The organism is Vibrio sp. F13 (assembly GCF_020806305.2).
In the GTDB taxonomy this organism is placed as follows: Bacteria; Pseudomonadota; Gammaproteobacteria; order Enterobacterales; family Vibrionaceae; genus Vibrio; species Vibrio crassostreae_C.
Window position 1 is genome coordinate 242,582 of record NZ_CP170176.1, and the last position, 24,642, is coordinate 267,223.

At 43.6% G+C, this 24,642-nt stretch carries 23 protein-coding genes and 3 pseudogenes; 11 read left to right on the forward strand and 15 right to left on the reverse strand.

Features of this window, described 5'->3' with window-relative positions:
• Positions 1 to 38 precede the first annotated feature (38 nt).
• From LMH68_RS16035 to LMH68_RS16045, 3 genes and pseudogenes are all read left to right on the forward strand, one after another.
• Positions 39 to 197: pseudogene (locus LMH68_RS16035) on the forward strand (enoyl-CoA hydratase/isomerase family protein); the annotation flags it as partial.
• Between the two features lie 210 nt (positions 198 to 407).
• Complete coding sequence (locus LMH68_RS16040; protein ID WP_229648101.1) at positions 408 to 1,229, forward strand: SDR family NAD(P)-dependent oxidoreductase; 822 nt, start codon at positions 408 to 410, stop codon at positions 1,227 to 1,229.
• Between the two features lie 215 nt (positions 1,230 to 1,444).
• Positions 1,445 to 2,320 (forward strand): annotated as a pseudogene (locus LMH68_RS16045) (radical SAM protein).
• Positions 2,321 to 2,410: 90 nt separating this feature from the next.
• On the opposite strand, the gene LMH68_RS16050 reads toward LMH68_RS16045, so the two are convergent.
• The 3 genes from LMH68_RS16050 to ascF form a co-directional block, all read right to left on the reverse strand.
• The gene (locus tag LMH68_RS16050; protein ID WP_229648102.1) at positions 2,411 to 3,028 is read right to left on the reverse strand and encodes a bifunctional 4-hydroxy-2-oxoglutarate aldolase/2-dehydro-3-deoxy-phosphogluconate aldolase; all 618 of its coding nucleotides are present in this window, start codon (positions 3,026 to 3,028) and stop codon (positions 2,411 to 2,413) included.
• 31 nt (positions 3,029 to 3,059) lie between these two features.
• Positions 3,060 to 4,490, reverse strand: a complete 1,431-nt coding sequence (gene ascB, locus LMH68_RS16055) for a 6-phospho-beta-glucosidase (protein ID WP_229648103.1) — start codon at positions 4,488 to 4,490, stop codon at positions 3,060 to 3,062.
• Positions 4,491 to 4,561: 71 nt separating this feature from the next.
• On the reverse strand, positions 4,562 to 6,040 hold the full coding sequence (gene ascF, locus LMH68_RS16060) for a PTS cellobiose/arbutin/salicin transporter subunit IIBC (protein WP_017064040.1): 1,479 nt from the start codon (positions 6,038 to 6,040) through the stop codon (positions 4,562 to 4,564).
• A 242-nt stretch (positions 6,041 to 6,282) separates the two neighbouring features.
• Between ascF and LMH68_RS16065 the strand changes: the two genes are divergently transcribed.
• Both LMH68_RS16065 and edd read left to right on the forward strand, forming a co-directional pair.
• The gene (locus LMH68_RS16065; protein WP_017059452.1) at positions 6,283 to 6,807 is read left to right on the forward strand and encodes a gluconokinase; all 525 of its coding nucleotides are present in this window, start codon (positions 6,283 to 6,285) and stop codon (positions 6,805 to 6,807) included.
• On the forward strand, positions 6,804 to 8,600 hold the full coding sequence (edd, locus tag LMH68_RS16070) for a phosphogluconate dehydratase (protein ID WP_229648104.1): 1,797 nt from the start codon (positions 6,804 to 6,806) through the stop codon (positions 8,598 to 8,600). Before LMH68_RS16065 ends, edd begins: the two co-directional genes overlap by 4 nt.
• Positions 8,601 to 8,673: 73 nt before the next feature.
• On the opposite strand, the gene LMH68_RS16075 is transcribed toward edd, so the two are convergent.
• Together LMH68_RS16075 and LMH68_RS16080 are read right to left on the reverse strand one after the other, a co-directional pair.
• Positions 8,674 to 9,681: a LacI family DNA-binding transcriptional regulator gene (locus LMH68_RS16075; protein WP_017059450.1), complete on the reverse strand. Its 1,008-nt coding sequence runs from the start codon at positions 9,679 to 9,681 to the stop codon at positions 8,674 to 8,676.
• 105 nt (positions 9,682 to 9,786) lie between these two features.
• Positions 9,787 to 10,488 carry a biotin/lipoate A/B protein ligase family protein gene (locus LMH68_RS16080; RefSeq protein WP_017059449.1) on the reverse strand — a complete coding sequence of 234 codons (702 nt, stop codon included), beginning with the start codon at positions 10,486 to 10,488 and terminating at the stop codon, positions 9,787 to 9,789.
• A gap of 185 nt (positions 10,489 to 10,673) precedes the next feature.
• On the opposite strand from LMH68_RS16080, the gene LMH68_RS16085 reads away from it, so the two are divergent.
• Both LMH68_RS16085 and LMH68_RS16090 read left to right on the forward strand, forming a co-directional pair.
• Positions 10,674 to 10,958: a hypothetical protein gene (locus LMH68_RS16085; RefSeq protein WP_017059448.1), complete on the forward strand. Its 285-nt coding sequence runs from the start codon at positions 10,674 to 10,676 to the stop codon at positions 10,956 to 10,958.
• Positions 10,955 to 11,233 carry a type II toxin-antitoxin system mRNA interferase toxin, RelE/StbE family gene (locus tag LMH68_RS16090; protein WP_017059447.1) on the forward strand — a complete coding sequence of 93 codons (279 nt, stop codon included), beginning with the start codon at positions 10,955 to 10,957 and terminating at the stop codon, positions 11,231 to 11,233. The genes LMH68_RS16085 and LMH68_RS16090 overlap by 4 nt, the downstream gene beginning before the upstream one ends.
• Positions 11,234 to 11,381: 148 nt before the next feature.
• Here the strand turns inward: LMH68_RS16090 and LMH68_RS16095 are convergent, their stop codons facing one another.
• Complete coding sequence (locus LMH68_RS16095) at positions 11,382 to 11,669, reverse strand: type II toxin-antitoxin system RelE/ParE family toxin (protein WP_017064044.1); 288 nt, start codon at positions 11,667 to 11,669, stop codon at positions 11,382 to 11,384.
• On the reverse strand, positions 11,666 to 11,947 hold the full coding sequence (locus LMH68_RS16100; protein ID WP_011080399.1) for a type II toxin-antitoxin system Phd/YefM family antitoxin: 282 nt from the start codon (positions 11,945 to 11,947) through the stop codon (positions 11,666 to 11,668). The genes LMH68_RS16095 and LMH68_RS16100 overlap by 4 nt, the downstream gene beginning before the upstream one ends.
• Before the next feature lie 153 nt (positions 11,948 to 12,100).
• Between LMH68_RS16100 and LMH68_RS16105 the strand changes: the two genes are divergently transcribed.
• Positions 12,101 to 13,126 (forward strand): IS110-like element ISVisp6 family transposase, encoded by a 1,026-nt coding sequence (locus LMH68_RS16105; protein WP_372172344.1) that lies wholly within the window; start codon positions 12,101 to 12,103, stop codon positions 13,124 to 13,126.
• 399 nt (positions 13,127 to 13,525) lie between these two features.
• On the opposite strand, the gene LMH68_RS16110 is transcribed toward LMH68_RS16105, so the two are convergent.
• The 3 genes from LMH68_RS16110 to LMH68_RS16120 form a co-directional block, all read right to left on the reverse strand.
• Positions 13,526 to 13,984: a GNAT family N-acetyltransferase gene (locus LMH68_RS16110; RefSeq protein WP_065584560.1), complete on the reverse strand. Its 459-nt coding sequence runs from the start codon at positions 13,982 to 13,984 to the stop codon at positions 13,526 to 13,528.
• A gap of 161 nt (positions 13,985 to 14,145) precedes the next feature.
• A complete protein-coding gene (locus LMH68_RS16115) occupies positions 14,146 to 15,096 on the reverse strand; it encodes a hypothetical protein (protein ID WP_229648419.1) in 951 nt (316 codons plus the stop codon).
• Positions 15,097 to 15,250: 154 nt separating this feature from the next.
• A complete protein-coding gene (locus LMH68_RS16120) occupies positions 15,251 to 16,027 on the reverse strand; it encodes a phosphotransferase family protein (protein ID WP_229648418.1) in 777 nt (258 codons plus the stop codon).
• 88 nt (positions 16,028 to 16,115) lie between these two features.
• Between LMH68_RS16120 and LMH68_RS16125 the strand changes: the two genes are divergently transcribed.
• A complete protein-coding gene (locus LMH68_RS16125) occupies positions 16,116 to 17,141 on the forward strand; it encodes an IS110 family transposase (protein WP_413756039.1) in 1,026 nt (341 codons plus the stop codon).
• Positions 17,142 to 17,896: 755 nt separating this feature from the next.
• Here LMH68_RS16125 and LMH68_RS16130 read toward each other — a convergent pair.
• The 3 genes from LMH68_RS16130 to LMH68_RS16140 all read right to left on the reverse strand — a co-directional run bounded on the left by LMH68_RS16130 (position 17,897) and on the right by LMH68_RS16140 (position 19,203).
• On the reverse strand, positions 17,897 to 18,202 hold the full coding sequence (locus LMH68_RS16130; RefSeq protein WP_017067214.1) for a hypothetical protein: 306 nt from the start codon (positions 18,200 to 18,202) through the stop codon (positions 17,897 to 17,899).
• 184 nt (positions 18,203 to 18,386) lie between these two features.
• Positions 18,387 to 18,866, reverse strand: coding sequence for a hypothetical protein (locus tag LMH68_RS16135; RefSeq protein ID WP_229648417.1), 480 nt, complete (start codon positions 18,864 to 18,866; stop codon positions 18,387 to 18,389).
• Positions 18,856 to 19,203 carry a hypothetical protein gene (locus LMH68_RS16140; protein ID WP_054776246.1) on the reverse strand — a complete coding sequence of 116 codons (348 nt, stop codon included), beginning with the start codon at positions 19,201 to 19,203 and terminating at the stop codon, positions 18,856 to 18,858. Before LMH68_RS16140 ends, LMH68_RS16135 begins: the two co-directional genes overlap by 11 nt.
• A 635-nt stretch (positions 19,204 to 19,838) precedes the next feature.
• Here LMH68_RS16140 and LMH68_RS16145 point away from each other — a divergent pair.
• A pseudogene (locus tag LMH68_RS16145) lies at positions 19,839 to 20,867 on the forward strand (IS110 family transposase).
• Positions 20,868 to 21,797: 930 nt separating this feature from the next.
• Here LMH68_RS16145 and LMH68_RS16150 read toward each other — a convergent pair.
• Both LMH68_RS16150 and LMH68_RS16155 read right to left on the reverse strand, forming a co-directional pair.
• On the reverse strand, positions 21,798 to 22,172 hold the full coding sequence (locus LMH68_RS16150; RefSeq protein WP_005424175.1) for a VOC family protein: 375 nt from the start codon (positions 22,170 to 22,172) through the stop codon (positions 21,798 to 21,800).
• 732 nt (positions 22,173 to 22,904) lie between these two features.
• On the reverse strand, positions 22,905 to 23,507 hold the full coding sequence (locus LMH68_RS16155; protein ID WP_065583845.1) for a DUF922 domain-containing protein: 603 nt from the start codon (positions 23,505 to 23,507) through the stop codon (positions 22,905 to 22,907).
• Between the two features lie 91 nt (positions 23,508 to 23,598).
• On the opposite strand from LMH68_RS16155, the gene LMH68_RS16160 reads away from it, so the two are divergent.
• Positions 23,599 to 24,624, forward strand: coding sequence for an IS110 family transposase (locus LMH68_RS16160; protein WP_413756039.1), 1,026 nt, complete (start codon positions 23,599 to 23,601; stop codon positions 24,622 to 24,624).
• Positions 24,625 to 24,642: the final 18 nt, after the last annotated feature.

The following is a 24,642-nucleotide window of genomic DNA, read 5'->3' on the forward strand; positions in this document are numbered from 1 at the left end:
AATGTTCAAGGGCAAGAGACTTTGATGCTGACGAAGCCGAAGCACTCAAAGCGGAAGCTTATTAGTTGTATCAAGCTACGAGCAAAACCCCTGCGGTTAAGCGCTTCCAAATTGCCGATGAGCAAGGCCTAGAGCACGATATGGAAAACCAACGTAACTGGGAAACTCTGGTTATGAACGTTCAAGACATCAAATAACTCGGTCACTTCTCTTAATTTGGGTCAGTCACAAACTGACCCATTGTCTTACTTAATCGTTAAACGCCAACGGTTAACCACCAAGTGTTAAAATGGTCATTATTTGCCCCATAGACTCACATTTGAGTCTTCAGCTTGTGAGCCAAATGCAACTATGTGTCATTAATCTTTGTTATAACGTTGTTCAAACTATTTTTTGAAGGACGGAATATGCAAAAAATAATTCTGATCACAGGTGCCACGGATGGCATTGGTTTAGAGACCGCAAAAGCACTAACGCAGCAAGGGCACCATGTTCTGATTCATGGCCGCAACCCAGTTAAGGTCAATAAAGTCGTGACCGCTTTGTCTCGCCTGTCTAAGAATGCAATCATCGAAAGCTACATCGCAGATCTATCGACGCTCTCTGAAGTTGAGGCGCTCGCAACCCAAATCAAAAGCGATCACAAACGACTCGATATACTCATTAACAACGCAGGTGTGTATAAGGTGTCGGACATCACCACTCCAGACAATCTTGATGTGCGTTTTGTCGTAAACACCATTGCGCCGTATCTACTGACACAAAAGCTGCTTCCTCTTTTTGATGCGACAGGTCGTATCGTCAACCTATCTTCAGCAGCCCAAGCACCCGTCGATTTAGAGGCATTAATCAGCCCGAGTGCGGGTGAACTTGATGGTCCGGTTTACGCGCAAAGTAAGCTGGCGCTAACGATGTGGTCCATCGAATTAGCCAATACTCTTTTAGACAAAGGCACCGCAATTATCCCTGTAAACCCAGCCTCTTTCCTTGGCAGTAAACTGGTGAAAGATGCTTATGGCGTTGATGGAAACGATCTGGCGATTGGTGCCGATATTCTTTGTCGTGCTGCGCTCAGTGATGAGTTTGCCAACGCTTCTGGTCAATATTTTGATAATGATTCTGGGTTGTTCAAAGACCCGCACGCCGACGCATTAGACAACACTAAGAACCACAAGCTGGTGACAGTGCTTAATCAATTACTCGAAAAAAAGCTGTGCGTTACGCACTGATCATTAATTAATAAAAATACCACTAACACTCCCCCCCACCACCACACACACAATCCAAGCCGCAGTTCTATCTATACAGACAAAGAACTGCGCGCTCTTTCGATTATTAAGATTTCTTTAATACTGATTCCCCGCTTTGCCCAATTATCACCCAAGATGCAGATTGCTAAACTTGCCCCCGTCGAAACAACACAGGCTACGGCCGAGGAGCATTTATGCGTTTTGAAGGTAAAGTTTATCGTCCTTGGATGGAAGCAGAGAGCGTACTCATCCAGACAACATTGGGGTGCAGTAATAACCAGTGTACCTTCTGCACGATGTTTGATGATAAGCGTTTCAAAGTAAGAGACATCAAAGACATCTTTGAAGATATTGATGCGGCGAGAAAAATCTACCCGCATGTTGAATCTATCTTTTTGGTCGATGGTAATGTGATGGCGATTAGAACCGAGATGCTGATTTCGATTCTGGATTACATCAAGATCACCTTCCCAGAGAGCAAGAACATTTCTCTGTATTCGGGGTTCAATGACTTCCGTCGTAAGAGCTTGTCTGAATTAAAAGAGATTAAGTCGGCAGGTTTAAGCATGGCCTATTCAGGCTTGGAGTCCGGTGACCCAATTGTGCTTGAACGCATTTAAAAGCGCATGACGCGTGAGCATGCGATTGAAGGAATGAACCTAGCCCGTGAAGCAGACATCAAGGTACTGGCTTCTTTCATCTTTGGCCTTGGCGGCAAAGAGCGTTCTATAGAGCATGCGATTAATACCACCAGCTTGTTGAACATCATGCAGCCAGATGCGATTGCACCGATGGCTTTAGCCGTTCAACCGGGATCGGTATTGGAAAAAGAAGTAAACCGTGGCGAGTTTGTTTTACCAACGCCATTGCAGATTCTGGAAGAAGAAAAATACTTGCTCGAAAACCTAGAAGATTTCGATTGCTACTACTGGGGTGACCACGGCAATAACATCTCACCAATGCGTGGCATGTTGCCTCAGGCTCGTAAGCCGTTTCTTGATAAGATTAATCAAGACATCGCGCATAACCCAATCACTAAGCAAAACGTCATTAAAACCTTTGCTTGGTAACGAGTAACCTCTACATCGTTTGAAGCAGCCACAAAAAGGGCCAGTGTCAGCTGGCCCTTTCATTTTCTAGCTATGTATCTCTCTATCGAACTATCTGGAGCCGACCGCTCGGACTAATTCTGCGATTCCATCCCAATCACCCTTGTCCATTTTGTCTGTCGGTACCATCCAAGTTCCACCGCAGGCAACGACTGATTTCAGTGCTAAGTAAGACTCAACGTTCGCTGGGCTTACACCGCCTGTAGGCATAAAGTTAACCGGGTAAACAGCCGTCAACGCTTTCAACATTGCGACACCGCCAGATGGCTCGGCAGGGAAGAACTTTAGTGTCTTAAGCCCCATTTCCATTGCTTGTTCAACCAAGCTTGGGTTACTCACTCCAGGAACAATCGTAACCCCTCTTTGCTGACAGTATTTGACTGTGGTTGGATCCAAACCTGGGCTGACAATGAAATCAACACCCGCATTAATGGCAGTATCCACCTGCTCTGTAGTCAGCACAGTACCTGCGCCAATCAGTAACTCAGGGTAAGCTTCACGCATCAAACGAATCGACTCTGCTGCCGCTTCTGTACGAAATGTCACTTCAGCACAAGGCAAGCCATTTTCAACCAGTACTTTCGCAAGCGGCACAGCCTGAGCAACGTCATTAATGGCGATCACCGGAACGATGCGAATATCTCTGAGTCGCTGTTCAATTGTTTTCATTGTTCATTTCTCTCATTATCAAACAGACAAATTAAGCCAAGTCGCTGCCGTTGCTTGCGATCACTTTTTTGTACCAGTGGAATGACTTTTTAGGAATACGATTTAACGTACCATTGCCTAGGTTGTCTCTGTCCACGTAGATAAACCCATAGCGCTTGCTCATCTCTCCGGTCGACGCCGCAACAAGATCGATACAACCCCAAGGTGTGTAACCCATCAATGGTACACCGTCTTCCATTGCTTCATGCATCGCAACAATGTGCTGACGAAGGTAATCAATGCGGTAATCATCGTTCACTTCTCCATTGTCATCCAAGGTATCACGAGCACCTAAGCCATTTTCTACCAAGAAAAGTGGTTTCTGGTAACGGTCATAGAGTGTGTTCATCGTAATTCGAAGACCTGTAGGGTCAATGACCCAGCCCCAATCACTTGCTGGAAGATGAGGGTTTTTGATGGACTTAACGACGTTCGCTGCACTCGTATTTCCTGCATTCATATCAGCGGAAGCACAGCGTGAAGCGTAATAACTGAAAGAAATGAAATCGACAGTATTTTTCAGAATCTCGAAATCTTCTTCTTGTGTTTCAAGCACCACACCTTTGTTATCAAACACTTTTTGAGCATAAGATGGGTAGTAACCACGCGATTGAACATCGATAAAGAACAGGTTCTCGCGGTCTTTTTCCATAGCCATCAGCACATCTTCTGGCTTACATGAATATGGATAGAAGTTACCGCCCGCCAGCATACAACCCACTTGGTTTTGCTCATCAACTTCATGGGCAATCTTGGTTACCAAAGCGCTTGCTACTAGCTCATGGTGAGCTGCTTGGTACTTCACTTGATCGTGATTTTCGCCTTCCTGAAACAACAATCCAGCACCAGAAAACGGGCTCGCTAGTAAAATATTGATTTCGTTGAAAGTTAACCAGTATTTCACCAAGCCTTTGTAGTTTTCGAAACAGGTTCTCGCGTAACGGCTAAAGAACTCAATCATCTTACGATTACGCCACGAACCATACTCGTTGACCAAGTGCATAGGCACATCGAAATGGCACAAGGTAACGAGCGGCTCAATACCGTATTTCTTACACTCTTCAAAAACATCACGGTAAAAATCTAAGCCAGCTTGGTTCGGCTCTAGGTCGTCACCTTTTGGAAAGATTCGGCTCCAAGCGATGGATACGCGGAAGACTTTAAATCCCATCTCTGCCAGCAAGGCGATGTCTTCTTTGTAACGGTGATAAAAGTCTATCGCGTTATGGCTTGGGTAGAACTCGTCTTCGCTGAGCGTCACCTTATCAACCTGACCAAGCTTAATTGGCATGCGGTTCTCACCATAAGGGATCATATCTACGGTTGTTAGGCCTTTACCACCCGCTAAGTGAGCGCCTTCAGACTGGTTTGCAGCAATAGCGCCACCCCATAAGAAATCTTCGGGAAATTGAATGTTTGACATCGAATACCTCGGAAACAATAAAAGTCACCTTACGCTGAAGTAAGGTGACTGAATAAATTAATCAATTCTAATTAAGACGCGGACACTACTGTCGGCTTGTCTTCTGCCTTACCAGCTTCTTTGTTTGCTGACTCTGAAGTTGCTTTCTCATCGGCATCATCTTCTGGAACATCTTCAAAGCCTAAAACTAGGGTTAGAACAAATGACAGAACAATAGACAATGCGATCAGACCGAACACCCAAACGATACTCATTGGGTCATTCACATCGAAGAACTGAACACTCGTAAACAAGCTTGGTGCTGCCATCGAGTGACTCGCAAGGCCACCCATGCCCGCTAATGCACCTACGATAAAACCAGTAATCATTGTTGCGATAAGTGGACGTTTCAGACGAACAAGCACGCCGTACAATGCAGGCTCAGAGATACCGGCGAAGATAGCTGAAGCACCTGCGGCTAATGATGTCTGCTTTAGTGCGCTGTTTTTGGTTTTGTAAGCAACAGCCAGACACGCACCACCCATACCGAGGTTGGCACCGATTTCTGAAGGCATAACCATACCTTCACGACCCGTCTCAGCAATGGTTTGAATAATCGTTGGAGTAAATACACGGTGCATACCAGTAAGAACAAGTAGAGGCCACAGTGCGCCCATGATAGCAACCGACAACCAACCTAATGTGTCATGAATTGTGTAAACAAGCGCTGAAAGTGCAGTACCAACCCAAATACCAAATGGACCGATAAGTACGATAGCAACCGGAGCTGCAATCAATACGATAAGCATAGGTTTCAGGAAGTTTTTAGTCACAGCAGGGGTAATGCTATCTACCCAACGTTCTATGTAAGAAAGAGCCCAAGTCATCACAAGTACAGGAATAACCGTGTAGGTGTATTTCACTGACGTGATTGGGATACCGAAGAAATCAACGTGCTTGCCTTCTGCTGCTTGCGCCATCAATTCCATAAAGTTCGGGTGGATTAAGACACCGGCAATCGCAATGGAAAGAGACATATTGGTCTTGAATTTGATCGATGCGGAAGCGGCAACCATAACCGGTAGAAAGAAGAAGGCGCCATCGCCAATCGCTTTCAAGATAATCAAGGTAGGTGCATTTGGCTCAACCCAGCCCAGCATCTCAAGTACCATGGCGAGCAGTTTGACCATTGAAGCGCCAATGATTGCTGGGATAAGAGGCGACATGGTACCAACCAGTGCGTCCAACATTTTCGCACCAATTGACTTAGCCGTTAGCTTCTCTTTTTTAGCAGGAACCTCTGACTCAGATACAGTGGATAGCTCACAAAGCGCCATCACTTCTTTGTATGCATACGATACCTCGTTACCAATGATAACTTGTACTTTGTCTCCATTATCAACAACACCCATCACACCTTTCAGTGCTTTTAGCTTGTTAATATCGACGCCATCTTGGCTGTGTAAAACGAATCGTAGTCGAGTCATACAGTGTGTTAGGGCAGCCACATTTGTCTTGCCCCCAAGATGCTCAACAACAGATTTCGCAATTGCGCGGTAATCGTTGGCCATTTTATCCCCCAAAGATCTCTTTCCAGTGATTTTTAAACGCGAATATAGTGAGATGTGACTAATTTTCCGTCAGTAGGATGCAAAAACAATCACAATTGTTGTGAATTGTTGTTTTGTGTCCTTCATCACACTTCCTTAAGTTACCGGTAACATGTTACCGGTAACGCTTATAAGATAAAGCCATATTTACAAGCGATGTTCAAAATTGAGATCACGCGCAAATTTGTTAAGAGGATTGAGTTATGGCTGGTAGTAGTGTCATCGTCATGGGTGTCAGTGCTTGTGGGAAAAGCACGATAGGCGAGCAGTTGGCAAAAAAACTTGGGCGTAAGTTCATTGATGGTGACGACCTTCATCCTCGAGCAAACATTCAAAAAATGGCGTCAGGCCAACCTCTTAATGATGATGATCGCATTCCATGGCTGGAACGCGTTCGTGATGCAGCGTACAGCCTAGAAAGTAAAAATGAGCACGGCATTATTGTGTGTTCTGCGTTGAAGAAGAAGTACCGCGACCAAATTCGCGAAGGGAACAAAAACCTCACCTTTCTCTTTTTAGATGGCAACATTGACCTGATCTTGCATCGAATGCGTCAGCGCCAAGGCCACTTCATGAAAGAGAACATGATTAAAAGCCAGTTCGAAACATTAGAAAGACCCGATCACGAGCCAGATACGGTTGTCATCAGCATTGATGGCGATATTGATGACGTTGTGGACTGTGCTGCGATTGTGCTTTCAATGACTGATGAGGCAGAAACAGCATGACCCTTCCAACCATCCAAGCGGTGACTCAACGATTAATTGAACGAAGCAAAGAGACTCATGAAGCGTTTCTAAACCGAACCCAACACCAAGCCTCTGCTGGCAAAGGTGGTAAAGGGCTTTCTTGCGGCAACTTGGCTCATGCTGTCGCAGCTTCTTGCTCCGATGAGAAACGCTCGATTCTTGATCTCACTAAATCCAATGTGGCGTTAATCAGCTCTTACAACGATATGTTAAGCGCTCACCAGCCGTATCAACACTATCCAGATCAGATCAAAAAGGCGTTAGCTAAGTTCGGCCACACCTCTCAAGTAGCGGGCTGTGTTCCCGCGATGTGCGATGGGGTAACTCAAGGCCAACCAGGCATGGATATGTCTTTGTTTTCAAGGGACTTGATTGCTCAATCGACCGTTCTTTCACTGAGTCACAACGTGTTTGATTCAACCCTATTACTTGGTATTTGCGACAAGATAGCTCCAGGACAACTGATGGGCGCGCTCTCTTTTGCACATCTACCCACCGCTTTTGTTCCGGCGGGCTTGATGGCAACGGGCATCAGCAATGATGAGAAAGTACATATTCGCCAAGAATACGCGGCTGGTAAGGTAGGAAAAAGTGCCTTACTGGATATGGAGTGCAACGCTTATCACTCAGCAGGCACCTGCACTTTTTACGGCACAGCCAATACCAATCAGCTGGTATTTGAAGCGATGGGGCTGATGCTTCCGGGCTCAGCGTTTATTCACCCTGACTCTGAATTGCGCGCATCACTCACTCAGCATGCCGCCATTGAAATTGCTTCAATGACACCACAAGCCGCAAACTTCCGCCCACTTTCTGAAGTCTTTACCGCTAAAAGCTTAATCAATGGCATTGTTGCCCTACTCGCATCAGGTGGCAGTACCAACCACAGCATTCACATGGTCGCGGTAGCACGCGCAGCAGGATTTATTCTGACTTGGCAAGACATCAGCGATCTATCCGATGTGGTGCCTTTACTTGCTCGAGTTTATCCCAACGGCCCAGCAGATATGAATGCGTTCCAAGCGGCAGGAGGAGTTCCCGCGCTGTTACGCCGTTTAGATCAAGCCAACTTACTGCACCGAGATGTCACACCTACCTTTGGCTCGTTTGAAGATCAAATGAGTATTCCAGAACTTGAAAATGGAAAGCTAACGTGGAAAAAGTGCAAACAGTCGGCAGATGCAGAGGTAATTGCAGGCCAAGAACAGGTATTCCAAAGCACAGGCGGAACGCGAGTCCTTTCAGGGAATCTTGGCAATGCGGTGATTAAGGTGTCAGCGGTTGCGGAAGAGCAACGCGTTATCGAAGCACCCGCGGCAGTTTTTGATTGCCAACATAAGGTGGAAGCCGCGTATCAACGAGGTGAACTCAACAAAGATTGCATTGTTGTGGTGATAAATAATGGACCAGCTGCGAACGGTATGCCTGAACTGCATAAGCTTATGCCGATTCTAGGTAATGTTCAGAAACAAGGGTTTAAAGTGGCTCTGGTTACTGATGGTCGCCTCTCTGGAGCCTCAGGAAAGATTCCATCCGCAATTCATGTCTCACCAGAGGCTATTCGAGGCGGAACTATTGGGCTTGTTCGCGAAGGCGATATCCTGCGCTTAGATTGCGCGAGTGGCGAACTCAATAACCTCAACGACATGCAATCTCGCCAAGCGAGAGTGTTTGAGGTAGACGCTAACCAGCAAACCATGGGGCGCAACCTATTTAGCGTGATGCGCCAAAGCGTTTCGAGTGCAGAACAAGGGGCGAGTTTTATCGTCTAGCTGTGTCATCGCTTAAATGTAAAAGCAAAAGGGGCATCATTTCGATGCCCCTTTCAGTTTCCACGATACTTGGTTAAACGCTTTCGCCATCCGTGATGCGATAGCCCATATCCACTACCGTTTCCGTAACTGGCTCACCTTTCAATCGGGCAAGCAGTAGCTCGGCACTTTTCTTACCTATTTCATAACGTGGCGTATCCACGCTAGTCAGTTTTGGGCGTATGGTTTGACCAATATCTAACGCGTTATAGCCCACCACAGATAGCTGTTGCGGCACTTGGATTCCACGTTGCTGGGCAATGAGCAAGGTACCTATCGCGATGTCATCATTGGTGCAGAACACGCCATCTAGATCTGGGTAATCCGCAAGAGCGCGATCAAGCAGATCTTCAGCCAAAGAGAAGTTAGAGTGCTGTTCAGTCAACACGTGTTTAGGCTCTAATCCAGCCTCATACATCGCTTTGTCATAGCCTTGCAAACGCAACTTGGTTCGCGCATCCAATCGAGCGCCAAAGTAAGCAATAGAGCGTTTACCAGCTTCAATCATTCGCTTCACGACATGGTAAGAAGCATCAATATGGTCCAAGCCAACAACCATATCGATCGGATTGGTTGGGAGTTCCATCGTTTCAACAACAGAAACACCTGAATTCTTGATCATCTGTAACGTGCGGGGGGTGTGGTGGCTTTCCGTCAATATCAACCCATCAACTTGATACGAAAGCAGCGAAGCAATCTTTTCCTCTTCTTCCACAGCATCATAGCTAAAGTGAGCAAGCAACGTCTCGTAGCCATTCTCTTTAGTAACCGTTTCGATACCTTGAACAAACGCGGCAAAGATTTGGTTTGATAACGAAGGGAGCAAGATACCGATCGCTTTACTCGACGATTTAGAGAGCATAGCTGGCGCTTTGTTTTCGATGTATCCCATCTCTTCAATAACCGCTGCAATTTTAACGCGAGTTTTGGCTGCGACTGAATCGGGATTGCGCATGTAACGAGAGACGGTCATCTTTGTGACCCCCACTTTGTCTGCAACATCTTGAAGTGTGGTTCGAGTTTTCTTCTGCTGTTCTGTCATAACTATTTGAACTCTTTATTATGTTACAAGTAACATTATAAAGTTCTCACCGCCTTAAGTTCAACCCATCCGACAAATTAGCATGGCGTTAACGAAAGGTTGGTATCACGCATGCTTGATGAAAGCTTGGCTTAACTGCTGAAAGAGTGAGTCTACGTTGGGTAGAGTTGTCAGATGTGCGGACAACGGAGTATGAACTTGCGCGTCCACCACGGTTGGATTGCCACAAACTTGATTATAAAAATTTACGGGTGCAACGATGTTCTCTAGGTCGACATCCAACAAGATACAAGCTTGCGAAAGTACGATTTGGCCGCCCCCTTGTTTAAGCAAAACACGCTGCGCCGTGCCCACTATTTTTTGTTTATTGATATTGAGGTTGTAGTCACCATCACAATAAGAACCGGGAGTCGCGTGTACATCCACATCGATGCCCAGTTCTTTAAAAAACAGGGTTAAGACATTGCACAGATGTAGATACGCTTTTTGGATGTTGTAGGCTTCATCACGAGGCCAATGGTAAATGTGCGATAAGTTAATGATCCCCGGCAGTTGGGGAACGGGAGCGCCGCCTGTTTTACGTGAGGTGAGTTGCCAACCTTGTGCCGCGAGTTGTTTTCTAGACTCTACGGTCACAGGCCACTTTTTACCTGCGGGCAAAACAAGTGTCGGCGCTTTTGCTTGCCACAACATTAAGGCTTGCCCAATCTCACCCGCCTGAATTTGCTGCAATAATTCAGCTTCTTTTTCAAACGCACGATCAACATCAATGTGCGGGTAACGTACGAGTTTATTGGTTAACTTCAATGCACTTTCCTCTACAGATTGTGGTGACCTATCATTTAACGTTCTGCAATGGTTGATGAGATATGGGACTATGTGCGATGAAACATAGCACCAAAAGTTAGTTATTGGCGCCATAGTAGCTTGTCAGTTGCCCATCTCAAAGGTGAGTGCTAACATTTGTACACACACCAATAAAGGAATACATCATGGACACTAGAATTCAATTTCGTGTTGATGAAGAAACAAAACGCCTAGCTCAACAGATGGCTGAGAGCCAAGGTCGCACACTGAGTGGTGCTTGCCGTGAGCTTACTGAGCAACTCGCTGAGCAACAAAGACAGACATTATCTCACGATGCATGGCTAACTGAACAAGTAAACCTAGCATTTGAGAAGTTTGACTCAGGAGAATCCGTTTTCGTTGAACACCAAACTGCTAAATCTCGAATGGAAGAACGCAAAGCCAGAATACGTAATCGAGGTAAGCAATGATTTTATGGGAAGAAGAATCACTCAATGATCGTGAAAGGATCTTTGAGTTTATCTATGACTTCAACCCTGATGCGGCAGAAAACGCTGACAACCTCATTGAAACAAAAGTAGAAAACTTGCTTGAGCAGCCTCTAATGGGTGTACAGAGAGACGGCATTCGTGGGCGATTACTTATAATTCCTGAGATTTCAATGATCGTCTCCTATTGGATCGAAGGCGACATTATCCGAATTATGCGCGTGCTCCACCAGAAACAAAAGTTCCCAATGGATTGATTACTTCCTCTGGGCAACTAGCCCAATTAAGGGGTGAACAACGCCTCCACCCAACCTAAAGCATTGTGCCATAAACACTTAATTGAAGTAGGAGCAAAAGTGCCAAGCGTTGTGAATCCCTCTTAAATTGCTTGTTATAACACAATTGCTACACGTCACTTTCCGTTAGTATCTGACGACAATTTCGTACTGTAAGGACGCGAATTTCATGGCTGAGGCTATATATGATTCGATAGTGACCAAACAAGATTTCGCGGTAATTGGTATGAGGTAGCTCAGGAACCATTCGTCCCATGTCAGGCATACTTGAGAGAAGGTCTGTTTTATCGAATACCTCATTAACCCAGTTTTCTGCCGCCACTGGATTATCTAGCGAAATAAACTCGGCTGCATCACCTAACTTTTGTAATGCTAGTGGTGACCAGACTACTTTCATTTCTTAATGCGCCCCAATACTTGAGCACGAGCGTCTTCATTGGAAACACCTAAACCTGAAGCTAATTGTGCTTCAGCAGTACGCATTTCTTCCAGTAACTCGATCTTCTCTTGCATTGCTTCATATTCTGCAACATCAAGGACAACCGCAACACCCTTACCACGTTGTGTGATAACTAGTGGTCTGCGAGTTTCGTTAATCTGTTTAATAAATGACGTCACGCCAGCACGAAATTCAGACAAAGGCTGAATATCTTGATCAAAATGGATGCGGCTCATGTTGAACTCCCTATGGTACAATTTAATGTACAAATAATAGTTCAAATAGCAATTTTGAGCAATAGCCTGATTTTGTGTTATAACGAATGACATGGATTCCCCCTACCGAGGATCTGCCACACTTATGTGGTACTTAAATGCATCGGAGGCACCATGTCTGATTATTCTTATTTCTGCGGTATCGACCTAGCTAAAAACCACTTTAGTCTTCATGCCGTAGACCAAAATGGTAAGGTCATACTTCATAAGTCAGTAACCCGCTCTAAACTACTGACTACAATAGCAAATATGCCACTCATGCGTATAGGCGTTGAAGCGTGTGGTGGTGCACATTATTGGGCAAGAACACTCAATAAACTGGGTCATGACGTCCGTATCATGGCCGTTAAATACGTGGTTCCTTATCGAACTAAAGGGAAGAACGACCTTAATGATGCAGTAGCTATCTGCGAAGCTGTTCAGCGACCATCCACTCGCTTTGTGCCCGTAAAATCACCAGAGCAACAAGCCATCCTATCGGTACATAGAATGAGAGAGCATTGGGTTCGTGAACGCACCGCGCTTATGAATCGCATGCGCGCCCTACTTTCTGAGTTCGGGTTGATCATTCCCGTTGGTCGCTCTTCATTGATGAAACACGTTCCCTTAATGCTTGAAGATGCAGAAAATGAACTGCCACATCTCGCAAGAACGGTGATTGCCGATGCTTATCACCACCTTGGTGAATTAAATCAACGTATCGCCGATACTGAACAAGTCTTCGACTCTTTTGCTAAGGTCAGCGCTAATGTTCAACGAGTGATGAAAGTTCGAGGTATTGGGCCGCAAACCGCTACTGCGATACTTGCTTCGATAGGCAATGGTTCTCAATTTGATAAAAGCCGTGATTTCTCTGCTTGGCTAGGACTCGTACCAAAGCAATATTCCACAGGAGGAAAACCTCGCTTAGGCCGAATAACCAAACACGGTGATAAATACTTACGAACACTATTAGTTCATGGCGCAAGGACAGTCATTGCCAACCTTGGCGACAAGCAAGATAAGTTAAGTCAGTGGTGTCGCGGCGTTCTAGAACGAAGAGGAATGAACCGAGCAATAGTGGCACTGGCCGCGAAGAACGCACGAATTATATGGTCGCTTTTACACAATCAAACAGAATATGAAAACTATGCTGCTTAAGTAGAAACCTAAGCAGCATAGAGAGTTAAACCCACCGGGTCATTGCAGACGCTAATGATGGAGATAGGTTAAGACCACTTGCGGAGAGCCTGTTAATGCGGCGGACACACTAGATGTCATCTAACGAATAAGGCACCGCAGTCGCGCAAAGTCATCAGGGCCACGACGTATGCGAATCGTCGATAAGTAGGCCGAATGTAGAGCGGCAGTCCAAAACCCATCAACATAAGTTTAGCGGATGTTTGACAACCGGGGGAATCCATGTAGCCGCATTAAGGGGTGAACAACACCACCACCTAACCTAAACCATTGTGCCGTAAACACTAAAGCCAGTTCAAACCAAAACTGCCAAGCGTTGTGAATCCCTCTTGAATGCTTTGTTATATGCTGAACCCACACCTAGAAATAACTTGGTATCGAACCGTCAAAACCAAAAGAGTCACTTGGGGCATACATGCAATTGGCCCCCTCAATTGTGATGAAGCCAAGCCTGCTATAAAACTGGTGGTCAATATCGCTATGTAAAAATATGGCTGTACAGTTCTGATTTGCGAACAAGTCTGCTTTCACAAGGTTAATCAAGTGGGAAGCATAACCTTTGCCTCGAAAGCTTTGAGGTGTAGCGAGAGAGCCTATACCAAAGCAACCGCCTTTAAGGCCAAATAAATTCTGATAGATAACGAGGGACGATAGAATTTGCTCATTTTCTATTAGCACATGCCAAGTTCCAGCTTGATACTTTTTGCTGCCACGACAAGCGGATAAATATTTTTCATAGGAAAGCCCGTCACTCCACGCATCAAAGCCGATAGCGTAAATAGCGTCAAGCTCATGAACTTTTGCTTCTCTCAAATGCATCCTTGCGACTTCCTAAATTGACTAAGGCATATAACGCCCAATTAAGGAGTGAACAACGCCTCCACCCAAACCTAAAGCATTGTGCCATAAACACTAAAACTGAAGTAGAAGCAAAAGTGCCAAGCGTTGTGAATCCCTCTTAAATTGCTTGTTATTTTTTTCTAAAACCCTACTGCCAACCCATGGATATATTGCTGTACTCTTTTGTAGCTTTTATCAGGAAGAGCTGGATTTAGGAGGTAAGTCATACCTCTAGTTGGGATTGGCACATATTGCTCTTCATATGTGATAACAAAGCACTTATTAACTTGAAACATAATACCGAAAACAGAATTCCCCATGGCATAACGAAGAGGCAAAGCACTATAGAGTGATGTTTCTGCTTCATGCATAATGTAACTTTGGATTAAATTTTGAAAATTTCTATCGTCAAGAACGCTGTCTATTACACTTTGATCTAATCGCTGGAATGTTTTCAGCTTTGCATGATTTTCAGCGAATGTTTCGAACATTTCCTGAACAAAGTTCTGGGCTTTCTCCATTGGGAAAATATTTGAGATATCCAAAGCAATAAAACCAAACTTAACTTCCTCTTTGATAGCTCTTTTCTCTATTTGGTCTTTAGCCTTATCAACATTTTTTACTAAGTTCTTTGCGCTGCGGATATTTTTACACTCAATGGCAATTTCATTGCCGATTGTTACATCACCTTGACCTGATAAGCTTACTCTATCACCCTCACGAAGAGCTAAAACAAACCTGACACCCATAAGAAACTCAAAGACAAAATCATGGTATTTTTCTTTGTCATCGTTGGCAAGATCGTATTTCCCTTCAATAAACTTCAGTATATCTTCTTCATTGAATTTAATACCGTTATCAAAGATCACATTCAACTGGTTTAGCTTAATTATAATTTCAGAAATCTTAGCCATTTCTAGAGGTTCAAGTTCAAAAATACTGTCAAGATCACGACGGAGATGACCAAACCTAGTATTCAAAACATTTGTTCTAGGTCTAACCTTTTTAAGCCATTCTTCAAGATTTGAAATTAACCGGTCAAATTCATCTATCAAGCCAACGAGATTATGGCTTGTTTTTACTGTACTCATTGAGTATACCTATGCCTATTTTTACTCTGAAACATAACGCCCAATTAAGGGGTGAACAACGCCTCCACCCAAACCTAACGCATTGTGCCATAAACACTAAATTCGAAGTAGAAGCAAAAATGCCAAGCGTTGTGAATCCCTCTTAAATTGCTTGTTATAACGCATCTTCCACTGAAGCTAACCACTTGGGAATGTTAGCCCTATACCAATTTATGTACTTTCCTTGTTCTGGGTTGTTTCGGCTATTTAAAATGTTTACAACTTCTATAACTATCCAGCACTTAGCGATAATAAGATGCTCAAGAAGCTCGGTTTTGGATAGTGCTGGGTTGTATTTGATGTATTGAGTAACAATTTCCTTGTATTCAGCGATGCTACCAAGACCGCTAACTAAAGGTGCCAAATCAATAGCTGGGCTACCTTGACCAAAACGCTCCCAGTCAAACAACACTAGGTCTCCGTTAGCTCGTGTTCCCCAGTTACCGTCATTAGTATCACCAGATATCAGCACCTTGCATTCAAAGATACTATCGGAGAGTGCCTGTATCCGTTTTATTGAAGATTCCACAACATCGGGAAGATTCAATATTTTAAGGGCATCGTCAGTAGCGAAGGCTGTCCATTCATGCTTCTTAACTTCAAAAGTCGGAGTATATTCAGAACAATGAAGGGCTGCCAATTGAGAAAATAAATCAGACTTAGTTCGTAAGTCTTTGAGCGATATACTATTTGGAATATGTTCTATGTATAGATGGTTTCTGTCTATTTTTAACAATCTTGGAGTGTTTATCCCCTTTAATTTCGGTGCGGCTGATTGGTAAAAATGTATCTCCACTTCTGATGCGCCTTGCTTGAGCACACAGTTAACCCCGCCTAAAGTCTTAATAGATACTCTAGCAGAACCCATCTTGGATAAGTCTTGTGTACTCATAGCTCTCCTGCGTTATAACGAATGACATGGATTCCCCCTACCGAGGATCTGCCACACTTATGTGGTACTTAAATGCATCGGAGGCACCATGTCTGATTATTCTTATTTCTGCGGTATCGACCTAGCTAAAAACCACTTCAGTCTTCATGCCGTAGACCAAAATGGTAAGGTCATACTTCATAAGTCAGTAACTCGCTCTAAACTACTGACTACAATAGCAAATATGCCACTCATGCGTATAGGCGTTGAAGCGTGTGGTGGTGCACATTATTGGGCAAGAACACTCAATAAACTTGGGCACGACGCCCGTATCATGGCCGTTAAATACGTGGTTCCTTATCGGACTAAAGGGAAGAACGACCTTAATGATGCAGTCGCTATCTGCGAAGCTGTTCAGCGTCCATCAACTCGCTTTGTACCCGTAAAATCCCCCGAGCAACAAGCCATCTTATCGGTACATAGAATGAGAGAGCATTGGGTTCGTGAGCGCACCGCGCTTATGAATAGCATGCGCGCCCTACTCTCTGAGTTCGGGTTAATCATTCCTGTTGGCCGCTCTTCATTAATGAAACACGTTCCCTTAATGCTTGAAGATGCAGAAAATGAACTGCCACATCGCGCAAGAACGGTGATTGCCGATGCTTATCACCACCTTGGAGAGTTGAATCAACGTATCGCCGATACTGAACAAGTCTTCGACTCTTTTGCTAAGGTCAGCGCTAATGTTCAACGAGTGATGAAAGTTCGAGGTATTGGGCCGCAAACCGCTACTGCGATACTTGCTTCGATAGGCAATGGTTCTCAATTTGATAAAAGCCGTGATTTCTCTGCTTGGCTAGGACTCGTACCAAAGCAATATTCCACAGGAGGAAAACCTCGCTTAGGCCGAATAACCAAACACGGTGATAAATACTTACGAACACTATTAGTTCATGGCGCAAGGACCGTGATTGCCAACCTTGGCGACAAGCAAGATAAGTTAAGTCAGTGGTGTCGCGGCGTTCTAGAACGAAGAGGAATGAACCGAGCAATAGTGGCACTGGCCGCGAAGAACGCACGAATTATATGGTCGCTTTTACACAATCAAACAGAATATGAAAACTATGCTGCTTAAGTAGAAACCTAAGCAGCATAGAGAGTTAAACCCACCGGGTCATTGCAGACGCTAATGATGGAGATAGGTTAAGACCACTTGCGGAGAGCCTGTTAATGCGGGGGACACACTAGATGTCATCTAACGAATAAGGCACCGCAGTCGCGCAAAGTCATCAGGGCCACGACGTATGCGAATCGTCGATAAGTAGGCCGAATGTAGAGCGGCAGTCCAAAACCCATCAACATAAGTTTAGCGGATGTTTGACAACCGGGGGAATCCATGTAGCCTCATTAAGCGGACAAAAATGGTTGGCTAAAATCGCGAAGCGACGGCCAACTGTTTTTGTTCCGTTTAAATGACTTGTTATAAGGCACTTTCGTCAATGATTCTGAACTGCTTCGGTACTAAAAATGCCAGTATGACTGCCAAAATTAACATCATTATCACTCGTATACTCATTGAGGGAATCAACGATTCAAGTAATGTAAAACTCAGCGCTGATGAACCGCCAACAAACATGCCTAAATAGGATCGTCTTGGTGTCCATTCGATCAAAGCTGAACATTGGGTACAGCGATACTTTGTCCTATTTCCACTAAATAAAAACCAACTAAGTGAAATCTTCTGTTGACAATTAGGGCACTCTCTATTCTTCATACTAAATCAAACTCCATGTGACTTATAACGCCTGCTTAAGCGGACTAAAATAGTGGGTTAAAATGTGTAGCGAAGCGAAACCTAACCCACTGTTTTAGTTCCGTTTAAAGCTCTTGTTAGCCGATCAACTTATAAGAGAAAACAAACTCTTTATCTGGCTTACTGCTTAGCATATTAAACAATATGTCAAAGTCGGTTGCATCTTCCTGATGAGCACGCCAAATTGCTGAAGTATCACCTAAAGTGAGAGCTAATTGGTCTGCCATTGTTAATTGAACTTTACGAGATTTATTTATAGTATCAACAATATGAAATAGGTCGCCAGATATAACTTTAAGCGCCATCTGCTCTTGATTCTTACTAGTAGAAGAACGAATATGCTCTAATGCTTTCGAACTCACTTTGACTGATATAAGACTCATAAATACCCCTTAGAAACAATATTACATATCGGATTAATAGATTCGGCTAACGCCTGCATAACACGTTTACTACTATGCAATTATACTTAAAATTAACGCCTTAAAACGAGAAACACCCGGCAACCTAAGATGCCGAGTGTAGTAAATCGTGTTGATGCAATTGTTATGTAACTTTCCAATTTTGTTAATATAACTTTAAATATTTAATAAGCTCAATTGGCTGAAATGGTTGTGTGAACTCTTGATTTATAAATTCAATTACATTTTCAGCACCAACAGAGTCCACGCCTTCAATTGTATATTTATTAGATTTATTTAAACCAAGCCAATTATCCAGAAGCTCTTTATCTCCGGTCTCTGCGGTATAACGTAAAAGAGCGTTTGAAAAACTTAATTCTTCCAATTTATAACATTGCTTACTCGCATAATCACTTGCAAATAAAATAACATCTTTCTTTTGTTGATCTGTCAAAGTACCAAACCAATCACTTTTTATTGGTTTTAATACAAAGCTTTCACGCAGCTTACTACAAGCATCTACTTTTACATTTAAAGCTTGGTACTTATAGCTAAGATCTTTTTTTAAAAATTCAGCCCAACTTTCAGATAAGACAGAAGACGAAAATATACAACTAACAATTAATAATATAGCTTTATAATGCATTGTATACACACTCCCAAAATTTACGTTCCTCACCACTTGTGTCTAACATTGCTCTCATAGCTACATTTTCTAAGCGTTCTCTTTCAATTGGAGCAATCGCTTTTACTGCACTTTCATACAACTGCCAATCATACGTTGAAACATTATAAGAAGCAGATGCTAAAGCTACTCCTTTGTAAGAATCTCTACCTGCAAAAATTTGGAAGAAGGGAATAGCAAACAGGATCTTCTCCAGCACCGAAGACATATCAGTAATGTGCTCCATTTGTTCGATATATTCTTTTGTTCTATTACTTGGTTCAAATCCTTTGATTGAACAATACTCTTGCTTGGCCATGATACCCTCCATCATTTAATACGTTTTTATTCTATACCAAATTAATGGGCATCAATAGATGTCAAAATAACTGAAATTACAGTGACTTTGACCATTACCTTTTGTTACATAACGCCCGCTTAAGGGGCAGCCAACGCCACTACGAACTTTCCGCATAACACCGTAACCACAAAAACCAACGCATAGTAAAAATGCCACGCGTTGGCTGTCCCTCTTGAAGCGTTTGTTAGGTGTTTTGTTGCTTACTTTTTTGAAGCTTCCCAATATATCTATGGGCTATGTAAGATAATAATATTGCCAGAGCAAGATACAGGCCTCGGTGCAACGGTTGTTGCAGGCTCGAAAACAACATGTCTATCGAAAATAGAGGCACCAATACACAAGCCACCATCAAGACAACATTGCCTGTCGTTGTGCTAGATTCACCACCGCAATTTAGACAGACATGGTTTTTCCAACGACTAATTTTCCATGCTTTAAAGTAGCTAACTCTCACACCGCAATATGGACACTTCATATTCTCTCCTTGAATTGACACTCCATCAATTGACACCTAACGAATGATATGGACTCCCTCTACCTGACACTCTGCGTGCCATACTTACTTAGTACACGCTGAAGAACTGGAGGTTACTATGTCCACCATTCAAACTATTGGCGTTGACCTCGCCAAGAATGTATTCAGTATTCACGGCGTTGATGCATATGGCAAGTGCGTCCTACGCAAAACTGTCAAAAGAAACAAACTCTTAGACACATTCGCGAAGTTACCTCCCTGACTCATCGGTATGGAGGCGTGCTCTGGTGCACACCACTGGGCGAGAGAGCTACTGAAACTAGGTCATAACCCGAAAATTATGGCGTCCAAATTCGTTATTCCATATCGACAAAATGAGAAGAACGATGCCAATGACGCAGAGGCCATCTGTGAAGCGGTATCTAGACCCAAAACACGATTTGTCTCTATAAAAAGTGAAGAGCAACAAGCTGTGCTTTGCCTGCACCGTATTCGACAGGGGCTAATTAAAACAAGAACGGCGACTATTAACCAGCTCAGAGGTTTGCTTTCCGAATTTGGTATTGTGATGCCTCAGGGGCGCTACTCGGCTCAAAACACTATTGGTAGTGTCCTTGAAGATGCAGAAAATGGTTTGCCTATACTCGCTCGAGAGCTACTTCAAGATCTATCGAACAAGATTCAACACCTTAACCTAGAAGTATTGCACTATGATCGTAGAGTCTCTGCTTTAGTTCGTGAGATGGCTTCAGCCAAAGCGCTCATGGATATTCCAGGTGTCGGTGAACACAGTGCAAGTGCCATTGTCGCAACCGTCAATGACGCCAAACAATTTGGCTCTAGCCGCCAATTTACCGCTTGGATAGGGTTGGTTCCAAGACAATACTCAACAGGTGGTCATGTTCATCTTGGTCGCATCAGCAAAAGAGGCGAAAAACACATTCGCACTCTACTTATTCATGGCGCAAGAGCCGTTATTGCACGATGTAAAGAGAAAACCGATCGCAACAGTATTTGGTTAAATCAACTCGTTGAACGACGAGGTTATAAACGAGCAGCTGTCGCCCTAGCAGCAAAAAACGCTCGTATAATATGGGCATTATTAACAACAGGAAAAGAGTACAAGATTAACTATGTAAACGGTTAACACTCACCGAGTCAAAGCAATAGCAAATGATGACAATACGACCAGACCGAGATGCCTAAACCTGTTTAATTGGGAAGTAATAAATACTGTTTAACGAATGAGGCTGGCATCAAGCGAATATCATCAAGGTGACGGAACGATTCCGATTAAACACCGAATGTAGAGCTGCTGTCCGATCCACTGTTGTCAGCGGGAGCTATTGTTGACAAAAGAGGGAGTCCATGTAGCCCAATTAAGTAGCCCGAAACGCACTGGCTCACTTTCCGCATAACACCGTAAACACTAAATTCAACGCAAACCAAAAGTGCTAAGCGTTGAGGGTCTGCTTGAATTGTTTGTTATGTTTTACCACAAATGACTGATTTATTTGGCAAAGAACTGCACTGTTGACCGCATTTCAAGAAGTCAGTCACACGCCCAAACTCACTTGGCCGCCAGAGGCACGAAACATAAAACGCGTAAGTCCACTTCCCTGCCCAATGAGGCAACCCGACTTAGCTTCAACAAGCGCCCTCTCTTTCCAACCAAAGCGCAGAACAATGGCAAATTGCCGAGGCAACTGCCAAGCTGACATGCTACTTGGCAAATACCTTCAAAGCGACTTAGAGCCAGTGAGATTTGAAACCAACCACCACGACCTGTAAATGAAGCAACCCACGAATATTTACATGTTTTACGGGTTGAGAAATTCACGAAATTGGGCCGACAATGCGGATTTGCTGAGGCAACTAGGACGAACTGCCAAAGGGACAAAGAACATAGATCGAAGAATTTTTAAGCCATTGAAATACAAGTAAACATAACGCCTGCATAACACGTTTGCTACCATACAAACCTAGCTGAATTTTAACGCCTTAATCACTGAAACTAAAGGCAAACTGACAACGCCGAGTGTAGCAAATCGTGTTGATGCATTTGTTATATGCGTTCTTAAAATTGGTTAAAAACAGCTTCTATTTTGTTGCCATCTAAATCCAGAACATAAGCTGCATAATAACCTTCACCATATTCAGGTCTTAGATTAGGCTTACCAGAACAAGTGGCTCCATTTTTAATTGCAACCTTATAGAAATTATCGACTGATTCACTATTTGGGGCATTAAAAGCAACATGAGAGCCATTACCATTAGTCGGACTATTTTCACAAGGACAACCAACCCAAAATTCAAAACTATCACCATAAGCAGCTGCAATTCCATCAATATAATGGGAGCGTTTTATTGATAGAGTTTCAAATACTGCATCATAAAATGCCACTGCCGCTACTACGTCTTTTGTACCAATAGAAATATGATTAATGATCACGTCAATCTCCTTATTAATTTTAATCCTTTCAAGCATATAACGCTGGCATAACACGTTTATTACTATGCAAACCAACCTGAATTAACCGCCTTAATCACGAAACCCAAGGCAAACCCAGAACGCCGAATGTAATAAATCGTGTTGATGCGATTGTTGTGCGTGCTTACTTTCGGCTTGGCCAACTTGGTAAAGAACTGCCCTGCCAAGATTTTCTAAGCCCTGATTCTAATTTACCGATAGCAATTAAGCGAACAAAATGTTCTTAAATTGCGTGATTAAGTAAATGGAAAACAGATACATTTTTACGCCATTTGAACGACTTGGTTTCAGCTAGTTTGGAACTTATAAACCAAATATCCTAACCACAATTGGGATTAAAAATGCTGCGAGCAAAACACTGATGCAAACTAAAATGAGGCATAACCAAAGAACAATTGAAGCGTAAAATAGCCGCTGAAACGCCTGAACTTAGGAAAATAAGGGCTAATTTGCCGAACCTGATAATAACGGAAACCAAAAGGCAACAAAGAAGAAAGGAACGCTTACTAAGCCAAAACTATGAAAGTCGCGATCCTATTGATGAACCGTGCAAAAAATTTCGGACTCAGTACGCACAACGCCAAATTAAGGTGTGAACAACGCCAACAACCCTACCTAAAGCATTGCGCCATAAACACTAAACTTGCTTGAAGTGAAAGCGCCGAGCGTTGTGAATCACTCTTAAATTTATTGTTATATGCGTGGTGACATTGGCGCGAAAGGTATTTCGCATATTTTCAAGTAAGGCCCCTCACCAAAAGGAGACTCTGCTAATTCAATTTCTCCATGCGACGTATAAACGTCAAACAGAGCATTACTTTCCACCAAATCACCTTCAAGCTCAATGACTCTATCATTTGCGCTACTACACCCTCCACGCTGCCCTCGTTTGAAGGCTAAATACATTTCGTGCATCGACTTAACTGCAAGCGCACAATGAATCTGTTCATGACGATAGAGCTTCTCAAGATATGGACGAAACTCCTCAGCTGACTCATCTGAAGTCTTAGGCATTTCGAACTTCGGAAGTGTATAGGTAACTTCAAGCTCAAATTCATGAATTTCGCAAGAATCATCATCCGTATGGAAGTCGTATTTCCACGCGGTGTAACCGTCAAAGCCTTCATTTACGAGAAACTCAGGTCTAGCGTTAAATGAACGCTCAATTTCTTCAACACTATTCCCGCTAATCTCATACACTTCAAACTTTTTCTTGAAGGGAAAGTCTAGCTTGACGTCAGCATTAGCCTGACTAAACGCCATTAAGCAATATATTGAAAGTACTACTTTTTTCATCATCATCCTTGAAGCATATAACGAATGACATGGATTCCCCCTACCGAGGATCTGCCACACTTATGGGGTACTTAAATGCATCGGAGGCACCATGTCTGATTATTCTTATTTCTGCGGTATCGACCTAGCTAAAAACCACTTCAGTCTTCATGCCGTAGACCAAAATGGTAAGGTCATACTTCATAAGTCGGTAACTCGCTCTAAACTACTGACTACAATAGCAAATATGCCACTCATGCGTATAGGCGTTGAAGCGTGTGGTGGTGCACATTATTGGGCAAGAACACTCAATAAACTTGGGCACGACGCCCGTATCATGGCCGTTAAATACGTGGTTCCTTATCGAACTAAAGGGAAGAACGACCTTAATGATGCAGTCGCTATCTGCGAAGCTGTTCAGCGTCCATCAACTCGCTTTGTACCCGTAAAATCCCCCGAGCAACAAGCCATCTTATCGGTACATAGAATGAGAGAGCATTGGGTTCGTGAGCGCACCGCGCTTATGAATAGCATGCGCGCCCTACTCTCTGAGTTCGGGTTAATCATTCCTGTTGGCCGCTCTTCATTAATGAAACACGTTCCCTTAATGCTTGAAGATGCAGAAAATGAACTGCCACATCGCGCAAGAACGGTGATTGCCGATGCTTATCACCACCTTGGAGAGTTGAATCAACGTATCGCCGATACTGAACAAGTCTTCGACTCTTTTGCTAAGGTCAGCGCTAATGTTCAACGAGTGATGAAAGTTCGAGGTATTGGGCCGCAAACCGCTACTGCGATACTTGCTTCGATAGGCAATGGTTCTCAATTTGATAAAAGCCGTGATTTCTCTGCTTGGCTAGGACTCGTACCAAAGCAATATTCCACAGGAGGAAAACCTCGCTTAGGCCGAATAACCAAACACGGTGATAAATACTTACGAACACTATTAGTTCATGGCGCAAGGACCGTGATTGCCAACCTTGGCGACAAGCAAGATAAGTTAAGTCAGTGGTGTCGCGGCGTTCTAGAACGAAGAGGAATGAACCGAGCAATAGTGGCACTGGCCGCGAAGAACGCACGAATTATATGGTCGCTTTTACACAATCAAACAGAATATGAAAACTATGCTGCTTAAGTAGAAACCTAAGCAGCA